Source organism: Cellulosilyticum sp., from assembly GCF_982396655.1.
Genome location: NZ_CEVXFV010000018.1, coordinates 60,100 through 75,678, shown reverse-complemented (window position 1 = coordinate 75,678; position 15,579 = coordinate 60,100). Strand labels below are relative to the sequence as shown.

The 15,579-nt window shown below is 35.6% G+C and carries 18 protein-coding genes; 16 read left to right on the top strand and 2 right to left on the bottom strand.

Going from position 1 to position 15,579, the window contains the following annotated elements; genetic code table 11:
- Nucleotides 1–79: 79 nt before the first annotated feature.
- The 6 genes from AC1VAQ_RS09730 (at nt 80) to AC1VAQ_RS09705 (ending at nt 3,583) form a co-directional block, all read left to right on the top strand.
- On the top strand, nt 80–799 hold the full coding sequence (locus AC1VAQ_RS09730) for an ABC transporter ATP-binding protein (protein WP_479903854.1): 720 nt from the start codon (nt 80–82) through the stop codon (nt 797–799).
- A 1-nt stretch (nt 800) separates the two neighbouring features.
- The gene (locus tag AC1VAQ_RS09725; RefSeq protein WP_302600211.1) at nt 801–1,544 is read left to right on the top strand and encodes an ABC transporter permease; all 744 of its coding nucleotides are present in this window, start codon (nt 801–803) and stop codon (nt 1,542–1,544) included.
- Between the two features lie 491 nt (nt 1,545–2,035).
- The gene (locus AC1VAQ_RS09720) at nt 2,036–2,254 is read left to right on the top strand and encodes a hypothetical protein (RefSeq protein WP_479903853.1); all 219 of its coding nucleotides are present in this window, start codon (nt 2,036–2,038) and stop codon (nt 2,252–2,254) included.
- Nucleotides 2,255–2,284: 30 nt separating this feature from the next.
- Nucleotides 2,285–2,419 carry a hypothetical protein gene (locus AC1VAQ_RS09715; protein ID WP_302600209.1) on the top strand — a complete coding sequence of 45 codons (135 nt, stop codon included), beginning with the start codon at nt 2,285–2,287 and terminating at the stop codon, nt 2,417–2,419.
- A 52-nt stretch (nt 2,420–2,471) separates the two neighbouring features.
- Nucleotides 2,472–3,050, top strand: a complete 579-nt coding sequence (locus tag AC1VAQ_RS09710) for a DJ-1/PfpI family protein (RefSeq protein WP_302600208.1) — start codon at nt 2,472–2,474, stop codon at nt 3,048–3,050.
- Between the two features lie 44 nt (nt 3,051–3,094).
- A complete protein-coding gene (locus AC1VAQ_RS09705) occupies nt 3,095–3,583 on the top strand; it encodes a GNAT family N-acetyltransferase (RefSeq protein WP_302600207.1) in 489 nt (162 codons plus the stop codon).
- 22 nt (nt 3,584–3,605) lie between these two features.
- On the opposite strand, the gene AC1VAQ_RS09700 is transcribed toward AC1VAQ_RS09705, so the two are convergent.
- Nucleotides 3,606–4,478, bottom strand: coding sequence for an AraC family transcriptional regulator (locus AC1VAQ_RS09700; RefSeq protein WP_302600206.1), 873 nt, complete (start codon nt 4,476–4,478; stop codon nt 3,606–3,608).
- A 236-nt stretch (nt 4,479–4,714) separates the two neighbouring features.
- Between AC1VAQ_RS09700 and AC1VAQ_RS09695 the strand changes: the two genes are divergently transcribed.
- The 5 genes from AC1VAQ_RS09695 (at nt 4,715) to AC1VAQ_RS09675 (ending at nt 9,330) form a co-directional block, all read left to right on the top strand.
- Complete coding sequence (locus tag AC1VAQ_RS09695; RefSeq protein ID WP_479903852.1) at nt 4,715–6,451, top strand: cellulase family glycosylhydrolase; 1,737 nt, start codon at nt 4,715–4,717, stop codon at nt 6,449–6,451.
- Between the two features lie 72 nt (nt 6,452–6,523).
- Complete coding sequence (locus tag AC1VAQ_RS09690; protein ID WP_479903856.1) at nt 6,524–6,610, top strand: sigma factor; 87 nt, start codon at nt 6,524–6,526, stop codon at nt 6,608–6,610.
- 1 nt (nt 6,611) lies between these two features.
- Nucleotides 6,612–7,151, top strand: coding sequence for a class I SAM-dependent methyltransferase (locus AC1VAQ_RS09685; RefSeq protein WP_479903851.1), 540 nt, complete (start codon nt 6,612–6,614; stop codon nt 7,149–7,151).
- Between the two features lie 106 nt (nt 7,152–7,257).
- Nucleotides 7,258–8,316, top strand: coding sequence for a stalk domain-containing protein (locus AC1VAQ_RS09680; RefSeq protein WP_479903850.1), 1,059 nt, complete (start codon nt 7,258–7,260; stop codon nt 8,314–8,316).
- Nucleotides 8,317–8,505: 189 nt separating this feature from the next.
- Nucleotides 8,506–9,330 (top strand): EFR1 family ferrodoxin, encoded by an 825-nt coding sequence (locus tag AC1VAQ_RS09675; protein WP_479903849.1) that lies wholly within the window; start codon nt 8,506–8,508, stop codon nt 9,328–9,330.
- A 406-nt stretch (nt 9,331–9,736) separates the two neighbouring features.
- Here the strand turns inward: AC1VAQ_RS09675 and AC1VAQ_RS09670 are convergent, their stop codons facing one another.
- Nucleotides 9,737–10,120: a metal-sensing transcriptional repressor gene (locus AC1VAQ_RS09670; RefSeq protein WP_302597229.1), complete on the bottom strand. Its 384-nt coding sequence runs from the start codon at nt 10,118–10,120 to the stop codon at nt 9,737–9,739.
- Between the two features lie 270 nt (nt 10,121–10,390).
- On the opposite strand from AC1VAQ_RS09670, the gene AC1VAQ_RS09665 reads away from it, so the two are divergent.
- Genes AC1VAQ_RS09665 through AC1VAQ_RS09645 form a run of 5 tightly spaced genes read left to right on the top strand, consistent with a single transcriptional unit; the run spans nt 10,391 to nt 15,327 of the window.
- A complete protein-coding gene (locus AC1VAQ_RS09665; RefSeq protein ID WP_479903848.1) occupies nt 10,391–11,959 on the top strand; it encodes an ABC transporter substrate-binding protein in 1,569 nt (522 codons plus the stop codon).
- A 23-nt stretch (nt 11,960–11,982) separates the two neighbouring features.
- Nucleotides 11,983–12,969 (top strand): ABC transporter permease, encoded by a 987-nt coding sequence (locus tag AC1VAQ_RS09660; protein ID WP_479903855.1) that lies wholly within the window; start codon nt 11,983–11,985, stop codon nt 12,967–12,969.
- The gene (locus AC1VAQ_RS09655; protein WP_302597227.1) at nt 12,962–13,777 is read left to right on the top strand and encodes an ABC transporter permease; all 816 of its coding nucleotides are present in this window, start codon (nt 12,962–12,964) and stop codon (nt 13,775–13,777) included. Before AC1VAQ_RS09660 ends, AC1VAQ_RS09655 begins: the two co-directional genes overlap by 8 nt.
- A gap of 10 nt (nt 13,778–13,787) precedes the next feature.
- A complete protein-coding gene (locus tag AC1VAQ_RS09650; RefSeq protein ID WP_479903847.1) occupies nt 13,788–14,723 on the top strand; it encodes an oligopeptide/dipeptide ABC transporter ATP-binding protein in 936 nt (311 codons plus the stop codon).
- Entirely contained in the window at nt 14,713–15,327 is a 615-nt protein-coding gene (locus AC1VAQ_RS09645; RefSeq protein WP_302597225.1) for an ABC transporter ATP-binding protein, read from the top strand. The genes AC1VAQ_RS09650 and AC1VAQ_RS09645 overlap by 11 nt, the downstream gene beginning before the upstream one ends.
- Nucleotides 15,328–15,579 lie beyond the last annotated feature (252 nt).

Genomic DNA, 15,579 nt, shown 5'->3' with positions numbered 1-15,579 from the left:
ACAAAAAAATATCCCGTATTTATACGGGTTACGGCGTTTCGCAAACGCCTATTACATCAAACAAAAGGAGGATATAAAAATGGATTATGTAATTAAGGTAGAAAAATTATCAAAAAGCTATGAAAGTTGTGTAGCGGTAGATAACTTAAGCTTTGCAGTAGAAAAAGGAACTGTATTTGGGTTACTTGGGGCTAATGGAGCAGGGAAGAGTACAAGTATTGAATGTATACTTGGAACTAAAAAGATAGATAAAGGGGAAGTTTCAATACTAGGATTAAATCCAATATCTAATCGTAAGGAGTTATTTGAAAGAGTTGGAGTTCAGTTTCAAGAAGCTAATTATCAAGAAAATATAAAAGTTGAAGAGCTTTGTGAAGTGACAGCATCACTTTATAAAAATCCAGCTAATTATAAGGAGTTATTACAAAGGTTCGGAATTAAAGAAAAAAGTAAAACTTTAGTAAAGGAGCTGTCAGGAGGACAAAAGCAAAGACTGTTTATTATACTTGCACTTATTCCTAATCCGGAAGTAGTATTTTTAGATGAGCTTACAACTGGACTTGATGCAAGAGCAAGAAGAGATGTATGGCAAATATTAAAAGACCTAAAGGAAAAAGGTTTAACAATTATGTTGACTTCACATTTTATGGATGAGGTAGAAGTATTATGTGATATTATTTGTATTCTAAAAAAAGGAAAGGTAGTATTTCAGGGAACAGTTAAAGAGGCTATTGAAGCAAGCCCTTATGAAAAATTAGAAGATGCATATCTTTGGTACACTGATAAGGAGGTAATGTAATATGAACTCATTTAATACAATGTTAAAAACGGAGTTGAAGCTGTCATTAAGAGGAATGGACATGGTCATATTTGCTATATGTATGCCTATAGTTGTACTTGTAGCAATAGGAGTTATTTATGGAAATAAGCCTGCTTTCGAAGGGGCAAATTATACATTTTTAGAGCAATCATTTGGAGCAATAACATCTATTGCAATTTGTGCTGGAGGAGTTATGGGCTTACCTTTAGTCGTTTCAGATTATAGAAGTAAGCATATTTTAAAGCGATTTAAAGTAACACCTGTTGATCCAATAGTTATATTATTAGTACAAGTTACTATTTATGCTCTATACTCTTTAGTATCGATGATTTCATTATTTTTAGTAGCGAAACTTTTCTTTAAATTTAATATGCAAGGAAGTATTTTAAACTTCATTTTGGGATGGCTACTTGTTATGATTTCAATGTTTAGTATTGGAATTATGGTTGGTGGTATATCAAAAGATTCAAAAATTGCAGGAGTTATAGCAAGTGTGTTATATTTTCCTATGCTTATATTTTCAGGGGCAACAATACCATATGAGGTTATGCCAAATATAATGAAAAACATAGTAGATGTATTTCCACTTACACAAGGAATAAAAATACTAAAATCAGCAATTTTAGGACAATCTGTTGAGAATATAATAATACCAATAGTTATTATGTTAATAATAACTGCTATTTGTTCAATAGTTGCAATTAAGTGCTTTAAATGGGAATAAAAATGATACATTTGTAGCTGTTATTAGAAGAGTGAGTATAAGCCGTATCAAGTAAAAAAGTATATTTTTGAGGAACGGCTTCAACATTATTTGTAAATGTGATATAATGATTATCCTTGGCAGGGGCACTACAAATTTATTTGTAAGGCAAAAATAGGAGCATTGCAGCAAAAGCAATGCTCCTATTTTTTGTTTGCAATTGTCATGCGATAATTACAAGTATAACTCCTTTGAATAAAAGCATAAGAAGAAAACAAAGGAGATGTATAAAATTGAAACAACGTGAGGTTGTATTAATGACGGGCTCTTCAACGGGATTAGGGAGAGCTGTGTATGAGAAAATGAGTCACATATGTAATGAATATTTTTATTATTTAGTTTATAATAATATTTAGCTGGATATATAGAGAAACCAACTAAAACCTGAAATATACATGTAGGTAAATTTGGATTATCCAAAGGCAAAGGGTAAGGAATATGTGTTGTACAGTATGCAAAAGGAATATTGGATGACACTGGGAAGTGAAATTTTAGAAAATAAATGTGATTTAGGCATTAGCAGATGCTATGAAATTCTTAAAGAGGTCATGAAGCAAGAAGTAGAAGCACCTTCTGATTTTGGAGGGCTATGCAATATAGATGCGGAAGACAGTTATTATTTAAGTGAGGGCATTTATTTTACAGGAAGAAATGGAGAAATTATAGAATAATATGAGATTTATATAGGAAATACTTTTGAAATGGCAACTGGAGAATATAGCTTGAGAGATGTGACGCATAATAAATGGTATGTCATTAAACAAGAAGCAATTGAACAATTAAGTGAATTAGGGACTATTGGAGAATGGGTAAGTATATCTAATACGATAGCATAAAGAAAAATAGCAGCAAACTATAAAACATACTAGAGATATAGGAGAAAATACTATGAAAATATTATTGTTTTTAGCAAAGGGATTTGAAACGATGGAATTTGCCCCTTTTGTAGATGTGATGGGGTGGGGAAGAAATGACTATGGGTATGATATTGAAGTGGTAACTTGTGGTTTTACAAAAGAAGTCATCAGTACATTTGGCATTCCAGTTATTGTAGATAAAACGATAGAGGAAATTAATGTGGATGAGTATCAAGCATTAGCAATTCCCGGTGGCTTTGAGGAGTTTGGATTTTATGAGGAGGCTTATGATGAAAAGTTTCTAGAGCTTATACGTGAATTTGATAGACTAAATAAGATAATCGCAACGATATGTGTTGGCGCACTTCCAGTTGGGAAAAGCGGTGTTCTTGAGAATAGAAAGGCTACAACTTATCATTTAAGTGATGGATATAAACAAGCAGAGCTCAGAGAATTTGGTGTGGATGTAGTAAATGAGCCTATTGTAGTGGATGATAATATTATTACTTCATATTGTCCAGAAACAGCATCGGGCGTAGCATTTAAACTTTTAGAAAAGTTAACATCTACGGAGCAGATGCTTATTGTAAAAAATGCTATGGGGTTTTAAAATAAAGGTTTATTAAAAAACAAAGGAATCAGAGGTAGAAGAGTATGTGGCAAATTAGAGAGTGGCAAGTAGAGGATGTAGAGGTTTTTTGTAGCATATGGAATGAAGTTGTAGAGAGCGGTGATTATTATATGGGAGAAGAAGCGCTGAGCTATGATGAAATGAAGGATATGTGCCAAAAGCAGACTAGGGTGTGCTGTGTTGTGAATGAGCAAGGAATCGTGGGCGGATTTTATATATTACACCCTAATCAGATTGGGCGAGGGGCACATATTGCCAATGCTACATATGCTGTGGACAAGAAATTTAGAGGATGTGGACTAGGTAGGATACTTGTTAAAGATTCTATTAGTAAGGCAAAGGCCTATGGATTTAAAGGTTTTCAGTTTAATGCAGTTGTAGCTACTAATAAGTTTGCTATCAAGTTATATAGAAAACTTGGATTTAATATTATAGGTGTCGTTCCAGAAGCATTTAAATTAAAAAGCGGCGAACTTACCGATTTATATATTATGTTCATGAATTTAAAATGATTTTAGTAAAGAAGTCAGTTGTTTAAGTTTTTGAATAAGTTTTTTTATGAAATTGAATAGGGGTTATGGCATAGTGCTTTTTGAAACTCCTAGAAAAATAATTGCTATCGGAAAAGCCACATTGCGCGGCAACTTCTGAAATAGGAAGTTGGGTATTTCTTAGATAATAAGAAGCTTTTTCTAGCCTGAGTGTCTGGATATATTGAATAGGTGTAGTTTGCTTTATTTCATAAAATCTTCTAGAAAAATGTCTGGGAGAAAAGCTGGCAATTTTAGCTAGCTCATTTAGGGTTAAGTCTTCCATGTAATGTGCTTCTATGTAGGCGATTGATTTTGCCATGCCAATGATTTCGTTATCTATGTGTTTTTCTGACTTAGAATATAAGCGTGAAAGAAGCACGGCAAGTGAATAAAAGGAACCTGTTAAAAGCGTCTTGAAGCCAATAGGTTGACTTGTATATTCTTTAATCATCATATTAATTGTTTTTTGTATCATTTCATAATTGTAAATATCTAATTTAAGCCTATTTTGAAAGCTTGTTTTTTGAGATAGAATGGGTTCGATAACAAAAAGTCCTTGAAATCCAGGGGCTTTTTTTATATCACAATCATTTGAAAAGAAAAAGTCTGGCTGAAACATGAGGTTACAAATATGAAAATCATGGGCATCACGATAGCCGTGAGCGGTGTCAGCGCCAATAATAAAAACATCACCTTTTGAAATATAAAATTCTTCATTGTTAACGATATGTGTAGCACTGCCATTTAAGACAATGACAAGTTCTGAGAAATTCTTATGACTATGTAGATATAAATCTTCTTCGTGGAAACCATACTGAATAAAAAATGGAAATGACGTATCAACAGTAAAATAATTTAATTCCATTTGAAACATAGCACCCTCTCCTATGTCTTTTTTATGCTAATTTCCGTCTTGATAGTCAAGGAAATTAGTAAGTTTATTATTTATAATTAGTATCATACAGCAAGAGTTAAAAAGCAACAAAGATGACCACAAGACATAAAAATAGGGCATCACATGTAACGGATTTGTACTATAAGGGTGGAAGGTGGTGAAAGATAAAAGTATTTTAAGCTTAAGGAAAAATGATGAGAGAGGAGATTAGAGAGATGTCAAAGATTAAATCAAGTAGGTACAAGGTTCAAGCATTAATGCTTTCAACACTTATGCTCACACTTACAGGATTTCCAGTAAATGCGGCAGAGGCTAAAGTAGCAAATGAATTTGATCAGTTAAATCAAGATGAGATTATCAAAGAAATGGGAGCAGGGTGGAACTTAGGAAATACTATGGAAGCCTTTAGTCAATATGGGCCCAATGAAGAAATGTGGGGAAATCCTAAAGTGACACCAGAACTTTTTGAGGCAGTAAAAGCGGCTGGTTTTGATACGGTTCGTATTCCAGTTACTTTATTAAGTGCCATAGATAGTGCACCAGAATATAAGATTGACTCCGCATGGCTTAATAGAGTGAAAGAAGTTGTAGATTATGCTTATAATGCAGGATTATACGTTATTTTAGATGGTGTTCATGGAGATGGCTATCATACCATTGATGGGGCATGGCTCTTAGTAACAGACCAAGATCAAGAAAAAGTTAAAGACAAATACCAAAAGGTATGGCAGCAATATGCTGAGATGTTCAAAGATTATGATGAACATTTAATATTTGAATCAATGAATGAAGTCTTTGATGGGAACTATTCAAATCCAGATACTTCTTTGTATAAAAACTTAAATGCTTATAATCAAGTATTTGTAGATACAATTAGACAATCAGGTGGCAATAATGCAGAGAGATGGCTACTTGTTCCAGGATGGAATACAAACATTGATCAAACAGCTGGAAATTATGGTTTTGAATTACCAACAGATAGCTATCGTTCAGATGATATTCCAAGTGATGAGCAGAGAATCATGATATCTGCCCATTACTATTCACCTTATGAATTTACCTTAGATAATTCTAGCTGGATTACGCAATGGGGTTCTATTGCTACAGATGAATCTAAAAAATCATCTTGGGGTCAAGAAGATTATCTGGATTCACAACTTGAAATGATGAATGAAGCTTTTGTCAAGAAAGGATATCCAGTGGTTATTGGAGAATACTGTGCAACAGATAAGTCAGATAAGGATGTGGACAATAATACATATCGTGCATACTTTGCGAAGATGGTTTCTATGACATGTAAGAAATATGGTGCCATCCCAGTTTATTGGGATATCGGTGCACAAGGCCCAGGCGGCTCATGCTTAATTGATAGAAGAACATATCAAATTGTTAATCAACCTATTGTTGAAGCTATTATGACAAGTATCAAAGGCAGTACCACACCAGTAGACCCTACAGATCCAGTAGACCCACCAGTAAATCCACCAGTAGATCCAGTGGACCCACCTGTGAATCCGCCGGTAGATCCAGTAGATCCCCCAGTAGACTCAACCGAAGTGATGCCTTCAGTTGAAATTACAACGACTGTAGGAAATTCTATTAATCAAACATGTACAATTACTTCAACAGGAAGTAACCCAGTGGAATTATCTAAATTAGCTATTCGTTACTACTATAGTAAAGATGGCAATAAAGATCAAAACTTCTGGTGCGATAATGCAGGTTTACAATTAAATGTAGCACCATATTATACGAGTTTAACATCAGACGTAAAAGGAACATTTTATGATGATTACCTTGAAATTACATTTGATACAAGCGAGCAGCTTACAACAGGGACAGGCAGCTTAAATTTAGGCATGCGTTTTGCACAAGCTGACTGGTCTAGCTATAGCAACTTTGTAGATAATGGATATGAAGTATATTATAATGGCGTTAAAGTGGAAAATTAATATGCAGATAAAAATAACCTTTGAGGAAGTAAGCCTCAAAGGTTATTTTTATGTTTAAAATTTAGAGGATTTTTGTTAGCTAGATGCCATAATGAACATTTAGCAGAGGAGTTAATGCAGGAGACTTTTTTTAGAGCGTATCAATCTTTAGAGCGATAGAATGGCAAGTGTAAATTATCCATTTGGGCTCCAACTAACTAATATAGGGCCTTTTATGGGTATTCAGTTAGATATTATTATGATAATAGAAGTTATACAGTGGCTTATAGTGGCTGGTATACATATTAGGACATCTCGTTTTTATAGTAGTTTAAGTAGTATGAGTATTATAGGATTTTGTATGGCTTTATATTTTTATCATGTGGTATCCCATACAGATACAAAGGGCATGCGCAAGATTTTAGAGGAAATAAATAGAGTATTAAAGCCTGGCGGAGAAGTTTATTTAATGCTATGCTCTAAGGAGACTTGGTCTTTTAAAGGGGCAGGCTATCCTAAGTTAGATGAAAATACTGTTGTTAAAACAGAAGAGGGATCAGAAAAGGGTGTTCCTCATTTTTATGTGGACTTAGACGATATTCTAGAACTATTTCATAACTTTGAGATAGAAAGGATACGTCATACGGATGACTGTTACTTTAATGGACAAAAGCAAAATAGTAAGCATTACTTTATCTTAGCTAAGAAAATTAAAAAATAATATTATAAAGTAGATTATATAGAACAGGAGAAGAAATAGTATTATGGGAAGTATTAATAAGAGCAGAATAATAAAGTTTTTTGGAGGTTTTATAGCAGGGGGACTGTTGTTAAATGCATTGCAGTGGAATGAGGTTATGGCTGCAAGGACAGTGGAGGTTACTTATAACAATATGGCATTGGAATTAAGTAATGAGCCAAAGATGGTAGAGCAAAGAATAATGCTGCCGCTGCGTGACATTTCTCAGCAGTTAGGATATGAGGTGAATTGGGAAAAGGCTACGGGGAAAATAGAAATTGTGGATGGCAGTTATAAAGTAATATTACAGTTAGGCAGTAAAAGCGCTGTAGTAAATGGAGAAGCAATTACTATAGAAACAGCCCCTCAAAGTATTCATGGCGTTACCTATGTCCCTCTCCGATTTGTAGGTGAAGCTATGGAACTAGGCGTTCAGTGGAATGATAAGGAGAGTAAAGTAAACTTAGAAGGTAAGTATACAGTAGATAAAAAGGCTAAAAAGCTGATGGTAAGAACACAAAATGGAAAGAAGGCAGTTGGGGATGTAGAAACTTATGAGGGATTATGCGTGGATTGGGAAGGCGTAAGTTTAATGAGAACGAAAGTTGGGAGTGAAATCGTTTCAGCAGACTATCTTATTCAGGGGGCACTTACCAATACAGCTGCGACTATCTTTTATATTAAAGATGGCAAGGTTATTGACAGGTTTATAGAGGAACCAAGTGTATTACCTAAAGCAGGAATACTTCTTAAAGAAAATCAAGTGGCTATCAGTACAGGTACTGAGTTTAAAATCTATGATGATCTAACAGGGATGCTTATTAAAAGCTATAATCTAAAAGAAAAATTAGGTGGGGAAGGTTTTGCGCCAATTAGCTATGGTGAGAATTATATTGTAGGAAGATATGAAAATACAATTCATGTGATTGATTTAGTAAGTGGAAAAGTAACACGCATATTAGATTTTATACCAGAATCCACAGAAGAAGAAAAAGAAGCTAAATACTATGTGTATATGGATGATATGAAACTAACAGCACAAGATAATATTAAGTTAGTATGGGAGACTGATAAGGCATTAGTATTTAAATATTATGATGCCGTAGAAAAGCAAGATAAGACAATTACTTATAGTATTGGAAAGTAATAAGATACATAATAGAAATAGCTAATCCTAAAGAATAAGCATGAAGATGTTTTAGGATTTTTGCGTTAAGGGGATGTTAAGCCATAAAATAGATAAGTTTATTGGTGAGAATTTAAAGGCTAGATAAGAGTTATTTATTTGGGGAGTAGGTATGAATTAAATCACTTAGGGTGTAATAAAGATAAAAGGATGAGTAAAAGCAGCAGTCAGAAAGGATGGTTTAGAGTGATATTCTATTATTCAGCTACAGGTAATAGCCTTTGGGCAGCAACAAAAATTGCAGCAGTACAAAATGATAAGGTTATTAATATTGCAGAAGAAATGAAAAATGAGGGAAACTTATTGTATCATTTAGAGGATAATGAGACAGTAGGATTTGTTTATCCTGTTCATGCATGGCGTCCACCAGAACGTATTTTAAAGTTTATCAAAGAAATGAGGCTTGAAAATTATCATAAGCAATACATATACACCATTGCGGTATGTGCTGAAAATGCAGGAAATACAACGAAAGTTATAAAAAAGGCTTTAGACAAGAAGGAAATGACCTTATCCTCCAGCTGGGAAATGGTATTGCCTAATAATTATATCGTAGCCATTGATGTAGACTCACCAGAAATCGTAAAGCAAGATTTTGAAAAAGCAGAAGAACTGCTCATAAGGATTAATGAAAAGATTACAAATAGGCAAGAAGATCATACCCATATTCCGTGTTCTATGGGAGTTTTTAGAACGAATATAATAGGTTCATTATTTAATACCTTCGGAAAAGGAACAGGAGCTTTTTATGCCACAGATGCATGTATATCTTGTGGACTTTGTCAAAAAATATGCCCAAGCAGCGCCATCAAAATGCAAGATGGAAAACCAAACTGGCAAGGAACCTGTGATAACTGCCTAGCCTGCATCAACCGCTGTCCCAAATCAGCCATCCAACACGGCAAAGGTACCCTAACCCGCGGCCGCTATCAAAACCCCATACTAAAAAGCAAGAAAAATAGCATTATAGACTAACCCATCAATAATAAATATCAAAAAGCTGTTATGAAACTAGCTAAGTAAAATGCCCTAATAAGTGATATTCTTAAATCTACTTATTAGGGCACTTCAAAGCGGTTCCATAACAGCTTTTTTGTATATTTTAAAAGTAACTAATTAACTTTTCCTTTTATCTTTCCGATTGAGTATTGTGAAATAGAGCTAGGTACTTGGTGACTGTCAGGCTACCTTCGGAGCAATCTGATGATGCTCTTAGTGAAGATAACAAAAGAGGTTTTAGGTGTGTGTTTGAACGAAGCGCAGCGCAGTGAGTTCACACCGTTTCTTTTGTTATCGAACTTAGCGCATCACAGATTGCGTAGAGTGTAGAATGGCAGTCACCAAGTGCTTAGCGGACCTATCTCGCAATACTCTTTATTTTTTACTTCATAAATTTATCAATAGCCTCATTTAACAGTTCAATGGCTTCTTGATCGTTATGTTCAACGGCTTCAACAATACATTCATTAATATGATTTTTAAGAATCAGCTTTCCTGTATTATTAATAGCTGAACGAACAGCAGCAAGCTGAATGAGTACATTGCTGCAATCTTCATCGGCCTCAACCATACGTTTAACGGATTGAAGGTGTCCTATGGCACGAGACAAACGATTGATAACGACTTTTTTTTCCTGAGCATTATGAACATGCTTATGCGGGTGATGCGGATTGTGTTCATTTTCATGTGTATGTTTATGGTGATGTACATGTTCTGGTTCATGGGAATGATGAGATATGTGTAGTTGTAGGTCTTTTGATTCCATAGCAATCCTCGAGATTTTTTTATTTATTATAGTCCTATCGAAATAAAAAGTAAAACCAATTATTTACAATATTATATAAAAAACAAGTGTTTTTATAAAGATAAAGGGTTTTAGTAGAAAAATTTCATAAACTGTATCCCCCTCATGGGCTTGTGCAGATATTGTACTATGCTATAATTCTATAACAGTAATATCTGAATAAACAAAATATAAAGATAAACGGAGTGGATTATGAGGAGAAGAAATAAAATTGTATGTTATGCAATAATAATGAGTTTATTTGTATTAATGAGTGTTGGATGTTCAAGTCATCAAAAGACGGCTGATGTAGATAACTTAAAAGATAAGAATAGTATTGTAGTGGCGATTTCATCTGAACCATCTAGTTTAGACCCTTGTGAGGGGGGAGACCATGGAACCACACCACTTATTCAAAGTACGCTTGTAGAATACAAGCAAGATATGACATTTTCAAATGATTTAGCTACTGAATACAACATTAGTGAGGATGGCTTAATTTGGACGTTTAAAATTCGCCGTGATGTAAAATTTACAGATGGGGAATCTCTAACAGCTGAAGATGTGGCATTTACATTTAATACAGCTAAGTCTGCTCAGTCTTCATTAGATTTAACATTCATGGAGAAAGCAGAAGCTGTTTCTGAGGATACAGTTGTGTTTACTTTAAATAGACCTACTTCCACTTTTTTAAATACGATTGCAACTACAGGGATTGTACCTGAACATGCCTATAATGAAAATTATGGACTAGCACCTATTGGTTCAGGACCTTTTATTTTTGTACAGTGGAATAAAGGGGAACAGCTTATGCTTAAGGCCAATAAGGAATATTATGGTACTGTTCCGACTATAGAAAATATAACGATTGTCTTTATGAGTGAAGATGCTGCTTTTGCTGCTGTTAAAGCAAGGCAGGTAGATGTGGCACTCACAACAGCAACATTAGCAACAAGTGATATAGAAGGATATACCTTAAAAGTTGTAACTTCTTTAGATAATCGCGGCTTTACATTACCTATGGCACCAAATGAAGGGAAAACAACTGAAAGCGGATTCTCATATGGTAATGATGTAACTTGCAATTTAGAAATCAGACAAGCTTTAGCCTATGGTATTGATAGAGAAGAAATTGCCAAGGCAGCCTTAAATGGCTTTGCAGATCCAGCTTATTCAGAAAATGATGGCATGCCATGGAATAACCCTGAAGTGAAAATTGAGACAAATAAAGATTATGCAAAGAAACTTTTAGCGGATAATGGTTGGAGTGATGTAGATAACGACGGCATCGTTGAAAAGGAAGGAATAAAAGCTGAATTTACCTGTCTTTATCCTGCAGGCGATTCTTTTAGACAAGCGGTAGCTCTTGCAGCAGCTGCGCAGGCAAAGGAAATTGGCATTCATATTATTGTCGAGGGAACAAGCTGGGATGATATTTCAAAAAGAATGTTTTCAAATGCAGTGCTTATGGGGTGGGGCTCTTCAAATCCTTATACAAGCTATAGTTTATATCATTCAAGTAATATGTTAAAAGATGATTATTACAATCCAGAAGGTTATATAAGTGCTACAGTTGATGGATATTTAGATGCGGCCATGAGTGCGCTTACAGTAGATGCGGCTTATGAAAACTGGCAGAAAGCACAATGGGATGGAGAAACAGGAACAGCTATGAAAGGGGATTGCCCTTGGGTATGGCTTGTAAATATGCATCATTTATATTATGTACGTGAAGGCATTGATATAGGTAATCAACAGCTTCATGCCCATGGTGCATCTATGCCTCTTTTACAAAATTTAAAAGAGTGGTCATGGAAATAACTAGGAGGAAATGTGTTTTGCACATGAATGATTATTTAAAAACAACTATTAGATATTTATTAAGGGTAGTGACCCTTTTATTTGCAGTCAGTGTGATTGCATTTACATTAGTAAAACTTTCTCCAGTAGATCCGGTGCAGCAGTATATTATAGGAAATGGGAATGTCTCAGCAGAGCAGAGAATAGCATTAGAAAAATACTGGGGAGTCAATGAGCCACCAGTAAAACAATTTATGAATTGGTTTGGGTCACTGCTTCGCGACGATATGGGAAATTCTTTGATTTATCGCAGGCCTGTTTTTGACATTATCAAAGAGAAGTTCTTAAATACATTAGCACTTATGATTTGTGCTTGGACGCTATCTGGGGTAATTGGATTTTCACTAGGTTGTGTCATGGGGATGAATAAAAATAAAGCATGGGATAAAATCCTAAAGAAAGTATGTTTAATTTTATGTTCCGTGCCAACCTTTTGGTTAGGGTTAGTGCTGCTCTTGATTTTTTCTGTAGGGTTAAAGCTATTTCCAATTGGCTTCAGTACGCCTATTGGGATGATTAATAGTGAAGTAAGTTTAGGTCAAAGGCTTCATCACCTCATATTGCCAGCAGTATCCTTAAGCCTTATGTCATTTTCAAATGTGGCATTACATACAAGAGCTAAGCTCATTGACGTCTTAGAAAGCGATTATGTACTTTTTGCAAAAGCGAGAGGAGAAGGCAAGTTTAGCATACTTAGAAGACATGGGATTCGTAATATTATCCTGCCAGCTATTACACTGCAATTTGCTTCTTTTGCAGAGTTATTTGGGGGCAGCGTAATGACTGAAAATGTATTTTCTTATCCAGGACTCGGTGCTGCTGTATCGGCAGCGGGATTAAATTCAGATGTCCCTTTACTTTTAGGCATTACTTTATTCAGTGCCCTCTTTGTTTTTACTGGCAATCTGATTGCAAACTTACTTTATGGCATCATAGACCCTAAAATCAAGGAGAATAGCGGTAATGAATAAGAGAAAGAAAACATTGATATTAACAATTATAAGTGGACTCATTATTATAGGAGCACTTTTAATGGGAATATGCATCAGTGAAGAGGCCACTGCAGTTGACTTTGCCAGTGTAAAGTTAACGCCTTCTTTTAAACACCCATTTGGGACAGATTGGCTAGGCCGTGATTTATTTGCACGTACCATGAAGGGACTTAGTGTGAGCATTATAGTGGGTATAGCTGCTTCAGCAATGAGCGCTGTCATTGGCGTATTAGTAGGCATTGCTTCGGCGGTAGGCTCAAAGAGTTTAGATGCAGTGATTAGTTGGGTAATTGACCTTGTAATGGGAGTCCCACACCTTATTCTCATCATCTTAATTTCCTTTGCCTGTGGCAGAGGACTCAAAGGACTGCTCATTGGGATTGCAGTAACCCATTGGACAAGTTTAGCAAGACTTATCAGAGCAGAAGTGCTGCAGCTACGCAGTGAACAGTATATTGCAGTTTCAAGAAAGCTTGGGAGGAGTTACGGCTTTATTTTAAAAAATCATATCTTGCCACATATGATTCCACAATTTATCGTAGGGCTTATACTAATGTTTCCTCATGCTATCTTGCATGAGGCATCTATTACATTTTTAGGTTATGGTCTTTCGCCAGAGCAGCCAGCTATTGGTATTATTTTAGCAGAAAGTATGAAATATTTATCAGCAGGCATGTGGTGGCTGGCATTTTTCCCAGGCCTTACTTTAGTCATCATTGTATTTTTATTTGACCGCTTAGGGGAAAATTTAAAAGCACTTATGGACCCTTATAGTGCACAGGAATGAGGTAAATCAAATGAAACATAATGAACCTTTGTTAGAGATTAAAAATTTATCAGTCTCATTTCAAATGTATACGAAATTAACAGAAAAACAGGAGCTGAAGGTGATATCTAATCTTTCCTTATCGGTGAAGCCAGGTGAAATTCTAGCCATTGTGGGCTCCAGCGGTTCTGGGAAAAGTCTTTTAGCCCTTGCAATATTAGGCATTCTGCCAGAAAATGCGGTCACTTGTGGCGAGATGACTTATAAAGGAAAAACATTGACACCTTCCTATCAGCAAGAGCTACGCGGCGAAGAGATGGCCCTTGTGCCACAATCTGTTTCTTACTTAAATCCGCTTATGAAAGTATTTCAGCAGGTCATTGGCCATAAGGATAAAGCAAAGGGCATGTCAGCACTTAAAAAGGTATTTAATAGATTAGGATTAGATGAACAAACCGAGACCATGTATCCTTTTCAGCTATCAGGCGGTATGGCAAGGCGTGTCTTAGTTTCTACAGCAGTTGTTGGAGATGCGAAACTTATCATAGCAGATGAACCAACTCCAGGAATGCAGCTGGAACAAGCTATAGAAGCACTAACAATATTTCGTGAATTAGCAGATGAAGGTAAGGGCGTTATCCTTATTACCCATGATATTGACTTAGCCCTTAAGATAGCTGACAAGGTGGCAATCTTTTATGCAGGGACAACGCTTGAAGTCTTAAAGCCTCAGGACTTTTTAGCAGGTGAAGAGGGCTTAAGGCATCCTTATAGCAAAGCTCTTTATAGAGCCATGCCGCAAAATGGCTTTGAGCCTCTCCCAGGTTTTCAGCCTTATGCGGATTCCGTTATGCATGGATGCCCATTTGTACCACGCTGCGCAAGCTGTACATCAAAGTGTAAGGAAGAATTACCTCCAATGACAGAAGTAAGAGAAGGATGGGTGAGGTGTTATAATGCAACTTGAAGCTAAAAATATTTGCTTTGGCTATAATAAAAAAGGAAAGTTCATATTAAACAATGTAAATATGACGTGTCAAACAGGTGAAAGAATTGCCATTGTAGGACCAAGTGGTTATGGAAAAAGTACCCTGGCTAAAATACTTGCAGGTTATTTAGCACCAATAGATGGGGAAGTGCTGATAGATCATCAGGCACTTCCTAAAAAAGGTGTTTGTCCTATTCAGCTGATTTATCAGCATCCTGAAAAGGCTATCAATCCACGCTTTCGTATGAAGCAGGTATTAGAAGAAGCCAAAGGCCTAGATCCAGGCATTATGACGAAACTAGGGATTGAAAAGCAGTGGCTGACACGATTTCCTAGAGAGTTATCAGGTGGAGAATTGCAGCGCTTTTGTGTGGCAAGGGCATTGCTTCCAGAGACAAAGTTCCTCATTGCAGATGAAATGAGCACTATGTTAGATGTGATTACTCAGGCACAGCTTTGGCATGTCATCCTAGAAGAAGTAAAAGAGAGAAATATGGGCCTTATCATGATTACCCACAATATGGCACTGGCTAAGCAAACTTGTGACAGGGTGATAGATATTACCACAATCAATCAAAGTTAAATAAGTTGCTATCAGGTAAATGTATTGTTAATAATATGATGATGATATGTAGAGGTTATATTTTAGATTACTCTTTTGTACTTAATGGGTTTGGCATAAGGTGCAGTAATAGCTAAGGTTGCTATAGTGGAAAGGTTTATAATTTCCCTATAGCAACTTTTTTGCATTTATGAGAGGTCAAACAATTAGTTGACAACGCAACTAGTTTTGGCGTAAAATAAATTTGTTGACTTGTCAACTAATTATTTTGAG

Excerpts from the sequence above, each read along its gene's own strand:
- AC1VAQ_RS09675 (WP_479903849.1), top strand. The coding sequence starts at position 8,506 with ATGAGTAAAAGCAGCAGTCAGAAAGGATGGTTTAGAGTGATATTCTAT.
- AC1VAQ_RS09660 (WP_479903855.1), top strand. The coding sequence starts at position 11,983 with ATGAATGATTATTTAAAAACAACTATTAGATATTTATTAAGGGTAGTG.
- AC1VAQ_RS09710 (WP_302600208.1), top strand. The coding sequence starts at position 2,472 with ATGAAAATATTATTGTTTTTAGCAAAGGGATTTGAAACGATGGAATTT.
- AC1VAQ_RS09720 (WP_479903853.1), top strand. The coding sequence starts at position 2,036 with ATGCAAAAGGAATATTGGATGACACTGGGAAGTGAAATTTTAGAAAAT.
- AC1VAQ_RS09725 (WP_302600211.1), top strand. The coding sequence starts at position 801 with ATGAACTCATTTAATACAATGTTAAAAACGGAGTTGAAGCTGTCATTA.
- AC1VAQ_RS09685 (WP_479903851.1), top strand. The coding sequence starts at position 6,612 with ATGGCAAGTGTAAATTATCCATTTGGGCTCCAACTAACTAATATAGGG.
- AC1VAQ_RS09670 (WP_302597229.1), bottom strand. The coding sequence starts at position 10,120 with ATGGAATCAAAAGACCTACAACTACACATATCTCATCATTCCCATGAA.
- AC1VAQ_RS09645 (WP_302597225.1), top strand. The coding sequence starts at position 14,713 with ATGCAACTTGAAGCTAAAAATATTTGCTTTGGCTATAATAAAAAAGGA.
- AC1VAQ_RS09650 (WP_479903847.1), top strand. The coding sequence starts at position 13,788 with ATGAAACATAATGAACCTTTGTTAGAGATTAAAAATTTATCAGTCTCA.
- AC1VAQ_RS09665 (WP_479903848.1), top strand. The coding sequence starts at position 10,391 with ATGAGTTTATTTGTATTAATGAGTGTTGGATGTTCAAGTCATCAAAAG.
- AC1VAQ_RS09655 (WP_302597227.1), top strand. The coding sequence starts at position 12,962 with ATGAATAAGAGAAAGAAAACATTGATATTAACAATTATAAGTGGACTC.
- AC1VAQ_RS09715 (WP_302600209.1), top strand. The coding sequence starts at position 2,285 with ATGGCAACTGGAGAATATAGCTTGAGAGATGTGACGCATAATAAATGG.
- AC1VAQ_RS09705 (WP_302600207.1), top strand. The coding sequence starts at position 3,095 with ATGTGGCAAATTAGAGAGTGGCAAGTAGAGGATGTAGAGGTTTTTTGT.
- AC1VAQ_RS09695 (WP_479903852.1), top strand. The coding sequence starts at position 4,715 with ATGTCAAAGATTAAATCAAGTAGGTACAAGGTTCAAGCATTAATGCTT.
- AC1VAQ_RS09730 (WP_479903854.1), top strand. The coding sequence starts at position 80 with ATGGATTATGTAATTAAGGTAGAAAAATTATCAAAAAGCTATGAAAGT.
- AC1VAQ_RS09700 (WP_302600206.1), bottom strand. The coding sequence starts at position 4,478 with ATGTTTCAAATGGAATTAAATTATTTTACTGTTGATACGTCATTTCCA.